Consider the following 4,981-nt stretch of genomic DNA (forward strand, 5'->3'; position numbering starts at 1 on the left):
GAGGCCTACGAGGAGCTGACCGCCGACTCCCTGGAGATGCTCAACGATCAGCTCGACGCGGTGCTTGAGGCCCACGAGCAAATCGAGACCCAAACGCTCGAGGCCTTCGAAGAGGCCGAGGCGCAGTTCGAGGAACTGCAGGCTCAACTCGAGTCCGGCGACGGTGACTTTGCCGAGGGGTTCGACGCCCCGACTGAGGCGTTCACCGACCAGTTCGAGACCCAACTCGAGCAGTTCCGGACCCAAGTTGAGGAGATGCTCGAGCGCGTCCAGTCGACCCAGTTCGACGCGGACGAGTAGCGGAGAACACCCCAAGATGACAGACACAATGCACCGGATTTTTGTAGACCAACCGAGGACATACCAACAATGAGTGATACTAACAAGCAGATGCCGGCCGAGTGGAACGAACTAGTCGAGAACATGAACAACGCGGTCGCCCAATCGATGGAGCAGAACATGGAGGCCAGCGCGGCGTTCATGGAGTCGTGGGCCGACGCGATGGAGGACTCGGTGCCGGACGAAGAGGCTCTGTCGAGTGGCGTTGAAGGGTACAGCGACGCCTACGAGGTGTGGATGAACGCCGCCGAGGAGATGTCCGGCCGGACGACCGCGGCCGCCGAAGGCGAGGACGTCGATATGACGGAGTTCCGTGACATCTGGCTGCAGAGCGCCAACGAAGCGTTCAAAGAGGTCATGGGTACCTCCGCCTTCGCGGCTGCCAACGGCCAGTTGGTCAACTCGATGATGGAGATGCGCGAGGAGGTCGACGCGATGGGCGAGGATACCCTCGAACAGCTCGGGATGCCGACCCAATCGGACATCGACGAAGTCGGCGAGCGCATCATCGAACTGGAGCGACGCCAACACAGCGTCGAAAAGAAACTCGATCGAATCATCAAGGCACTCGAATGAGCATCAACAACCCATTCTCGATGGCGTTGAACTTTCAGCGCGAACTGCTCGATACCACCGTCGAGTCGGTCGACCGCGCCTCGATCGCGGGCGAACAGGCCGAACGGATCGAGAACGTCGAGGTCGGACAGACCCCGAGCGAGGTCGTCTACGAGGAGAACAAGCTCGAACTCCTCCACTACGAACCCGAGGTCGACGAGCCCCACGGGACCCCGATTCTCATCGTCTACGCGCTGATCAACAAGCCGTTCATCCTCGACCTCCAGCCGGGACGAAGCGTCGTTCGCCGCCTGCTTGAGGCGGGCCACGACGTCTACCTCATCGACTGGAACGAACCCTCGCGGATGGATCAACACCTCACGCTCGACGACTACGTCAACCGGTACATCGACAACTGCGTCGATGTCGTCCGCGAGCGCTCCGGAGCCGATCAGATCAATATCCTCGGCTACTGTATGGGCGGGGGGATGACGTCGATCTACACCGCCTTCCATGGGGAAAAAGTCCAAACGCTCGGCCTGATGGCCGCGGGCCTCTGTTTCCAGGAGACCGGCGGCGTCCTCGAACTGTGGGGCGACGAGGAGCACTACGACCCGCGAGACGTCGTCGATGTCTACGGCAACGTTCCCGCAGACATGCTCAAGATCGGCTTTGCGCTCATGGACCCCGTGGCGAACTACGTTTCGAAGTACGTCCGTCTCTACGAGAATCTCGAGAACGACGATTTCGTCGAGAACTTCGCCCGAATGGAACGGTGGCTTGACGAGGGTATCGACCTTGCTGGCGAGACGTACATCCAGTTCCTTGAGGACATCTATCAAGAGAACAAACTCTACAACAACGAGATGTATGTCGGTGGCGAGCACGTTGATGTTACGGAGATCGACGTGCCCGTCCTGCAGATCGTCGGCGAGTACGACAATCTTATTCCGCCGGAGACAAGCAAGCCGTTCAACGACATCATCGGTAGCGATGACACCGAGGTCATCGAGTACCCGACCGGCCACATTGGGCTTGCGGTTTCGAGTTCGAGCCACAGCGATGTCTGGCCGGAGGTCGCCGAGTGGTACTTCGAGAAATCGCCCGCCGATCCGGCCGAGGCGGACTCAACCGAAGCGTCTCCGGACGATGCGGTCCAGATCGAGATCGACGACGACCTCTCGGCCGACGCCGAGGCCAACGGGACCGACACCGGCGAGGTCGACCCAGACGCCGAGAGCGAGGACGACGCGTCCGCAGAGAGCGTCGAAACGCTCGCCGGGATCGGCCCGACGTACGCCGAGCGCCTCAGTGACGCCGGACTCGGCACCGTCGACGCGCTGGGGGCCGCCGACGCGGAGACGATCGCCGAGGTGGCGAACGTCAGCGTCACGCAGGCCGAAGAGTGGCTCGCGCAGACAGAGTAAGGCTCCCCGTTCGTCTTTATTTTTCGACCGCCGCGCCCACACTCTTCAGGTTTCAACCGTTGCGACGGCAGACGTTTTGGCATCGATTGTTTCGGGGTCGCTCATTCCGGCCTCGCTCGTTCCGGGTTCGGTGGTTTCGGCTTTGTCCGCTCCAGTTTCGAGCGTTCCCGCTTCGGCCCCGGGTGCCGACACCGTCACGCCGGAAAAGAGCAGCCTGACGTGTCCGAGGTATGGCACCCGGAGTTCGGCCGTGCCGACGATCCATCCCGGACGGACCGGCGCCGAGAGCCGCGATGCCTGGTCATAGTTCGTGTTCGTCACCTCGTTGTCACCCTTCGTAACGAACCCGGCGTGGGGCGCCGGACAGTAATTCAACGCCGCGCAGTCCTCGGCGCCGCCGGTGGCGCCGGGTTCGGCCCGGTCGTACCAGTTTTCGCCCTCCTCGACCCACAACATCGCGCGGTGAATGATCGGCGTCTGCCCGGCGTTGCCGTTGGGTTGGAAGACGATGACGTCGCCGGGGCGATCGAACGTCGTCCGGTCACGTTCGGCGGCCACGTCGGCCGGGACGACACCTGTCGATCCATCTGGGGTGTTGACCGCCCCCTCTGGAACGAAGCGGCCGTTGTCGACGATGAAGACCAGATCTCCGCGTTCCATGTTCGGCTCCATGCTGCCGGATTCGACCGCCACCATCGGCGGCCAGACGCCGCTAATGGTAAACAGGAGCAGCCCGATCGCGAGTACGATCGCGACACTCGTGAGCACGTCTCGAACATAAATCAACGCCCCTGAATCGGCGGTGCGAAGCCGCCGGAACCAGCCGACAATGCCGCTGGGGGACGCCGCCTCATCGGGCGCTCCGTTTCGGTCCTTGGTGGCGGATGGCGCGTCGCGACGGGCACCGGAGGGCTCGTCGGCCGATGTCTTATGACGGTCTTCGGGCGACGTGTCGGACGAGTCGTCGCGGCGACGCTCGTCCGGCCTATCTGTCATTACCCGCCCGTAGCGGGGCGACGAACGTGAACGTTCTGGGTTCGTACACAGTCGTCCCTCGCCGCAAAATGCGCTTTCGGAACCAGACGCGTTCGCTCCGGAACCGGGGCGCGGTTTCGAACGCTGAAGCGGACTGTAGCTTGATAAGTACGCTTGCAGTAGTCGAAGCCGATCAACGATGCCGTCGTGTCGAAACTGTGGAACCACCCTCGGCCAGTCCGACAACTTCTGTTCGAACTGTGCCACCCCACAAAACGAGGAGGCCAGCCGGCGGCTCGGCGAGTACATCGACCGGCGGGCCCGGCAGACCAGCGGGGGAGGTGGGTCCGGGCCGGGAGACGGCACATTGCGAACCCGGCTCCAGTACGCGCTCGGCTACCTCGGCGTCGTGGCCGGGCTGGCGACGCTGACGGACATCGCGGGGGTGTTTTTCCTCGTCGCCGGCATCTTCGTCCTCCCGCCGGTTCAGGCCGCAATCGAGTCACGCCTCGGTCGGCCGATCGGCGCTCGTCCGACAGCGGTGGCGACCGCGGCGCTGTTCGTCGTCGGAGCCGCGGCGTTCGCCGTCGTGTAAGCCGTTCCGTCGCATCACAACCGTTTTCTATCATTCCCCCGGCGTAATCAGGTATGGCACTCACGAACGGCGACGCGCTTGCAATGGCCCTCGGCGCTGTCGCCGTCGTCTTCTCGGGGTTCGTCCTCGCGCACTCGGCATGGGGGGGGCTCGCCCTGCTCGTCGCCGGGGCGCTCGCGCTGTCGATCCTCCCGCTTCGAGCGCGACTGCCGGCCGCTGGCCCTGCGGTCTGGATCGCCTTCCTCGTGCTCTGTTCGGTCGGCACCGCTGGATTTTTGATTGGCTTCGGAGTGTTTGACGACCCCGACATCGAGCACGACGCCGAGGCAACGCTCCATGACGCCGGCACCGACAATGCAACCGTTCTTGTCACGGGAACGGTGACAAACGTCGGCGACGGTCCTGCGGACGCCGTCTCGGTCCGCGTTACAATTTATAACGGCACCGAGACGGCGCTGGAGCGCGACACCGTCGCACTCGAAGATGTCGGGGCAGGCGCCGAACGCCAGTTCTTTGTCCGATTCGGGCCCGAGGAGACCCTCTCGGCCTTCGAGACGTTCGACGTTGAGGTGACCGTCGAGGGATCGGGAGCCCCCGATCGCCTGCGGTGATGCCCTCCACACTTATTCGGATGGCTGTCGAGAGGCGGGTATGGAAGTCCTCGATATCGGGGCCGTGCTCGCAGGGCTCGTGCTCGTCCTCTTCGGCGCGGCGCTGTCGGTGTACGCGACCGCCCTGTTGGGCGTCCTGATCGGTGCCGCCGGGGGGTACGTCCTCGCGCCGCAGCTGTTGGGTGTCGTCGGCGCCGGAGGTGTCGTGGGACTCGCGGCCGCTGTCGTCGCTGGCGGAGCGTTGGGCGCCGTCCTCGCGTCCGTCGCCCTCTCGGTCGCGACTGCGGTCCCGTCGTTCGTCGTGGGCGCGTACCTCGGCCTCTACGCTGTCACGCCACTTTTCACCGCCGGTGGCCTCGTCCGGTACCCCGTGGCGGTTGCCACCGGCGTCGCCGGAGCGGCCCTCGGTCTCATGCTCACCAGGGTCGCGCTGACGTTCGTGACGGCCTTCGTCGGCGCGGCGCTCGCCTCCGGGTCGG

6 protein-coding genes and 1 pseudogene are annotated in these 4,981 nt (G+C 64.2%); 6 read left to right on the forward strand and 1 reads right to left on the reverse strand.

Annotated features, from left to right (window positions below):
* The 3 genes and pseudogenes from ACI944_RS11625 to phaC form a co-directional block, all read left to right on the forward strand.
* A pseudogene (locus tag ACI944_RS11625) lies at positions 1-300 on the forward strand (hypothetical protein); the annotation flags it as partial.
* Positions 301-369: 69 nt separating this feature from the next.
* Positions 370-915: a poly(R)-hydroxyalkanoic acid synthase subunit PhaE gene (locus tag ACI944_RS11630; RefSeq protein ID WP_411719220.1), complete on the forward strand. Its 546-nt coding sequence runs from the start codon at positions 370-372 to the stop codon at positions 913-915.
* The gene (gene phaC, locus ACI944_RS11635) at positions 912-2,321 is read left to right on the forward strand and encodes a class III poly(R)-hydroxyalkanoic acid synthase subunit PhaC (protein WP_411719221.1); all 1,410 of its coding nucleotides are present in this window, start codon (positions 912-914) and stop codon (positions 2,319-2,321) included. Before ACI944_RS11630 ends, phaC begins: the two co-directional genes overlap by 4 nt.
* A gap of 45 nt (positions 2,322-2,366) precedes the next feature.
* Here phaC and ACI944_RS11640 read toward each other — a convergent pair whose 3' ends face one another.
* Positions 2,367-3,317 carry a S26 family signal peptidase gene (locus ACI944_RS11640; protein WP_411719222.1) on the reverse strand — a complete coding sequence of 317 codons (951 nt, stop codon included), beginning with the start codon at positions 3,315-3,317 and terminating at the stop codon, positions 2,367-2,369.
* Between the two features lie 178 nt (positions 3,318-3,495).
* Between ACI944_RS11640 and ACI944_RS11645 the strand changes: the two genes are divergently transcribed.
* From ACI944_RS11645 to ACI944_RS11655, 3 genes are all read left to right on the forward strand, one after another.
* The gene (locus tag ACI944_RS11645; protein WP_411719223.1) at positions 3,496-3,891 is read left to right on the forward strand and encodes a zinc ribbon domain-containing protein; all 396 of its coding nucleotides are present in this window, start codon (positions 3,496-3,498) and stop codon (positions 3,889-3,891) included.
* 53 nt (positions 3,892-3,944) lie between these two features.
* Positions 3,945-4,502 (forward strand): FxLYD domain-containing protein, encoded by a 558-nt coding sequence (locus tag ACI944_RS11650; protein ID WP_411719224.1) that lies wholly within the window; start codon positions 3,945-3,947, stop codon positions 4,500-4,502.
* A gap of 40 nt (positions 4,503-4,542) precedes the next feature.
* A partial coding sequence (locus ACI944_RS11655) for a hypothetical protein (protein WP_411719225.1) occupies positions 4,543-4,981 on the forward strand: 439 nt, incomplete at its 3' end.

It is taken from the genome of Natronomonas sp. (genome assembly GCF_046710025.1).
Taxonomy (GTDB): Archaea; Halobacteriota; Halobacteria; order Halobacteriales; family Haloarculaceae; genus Natronomonas.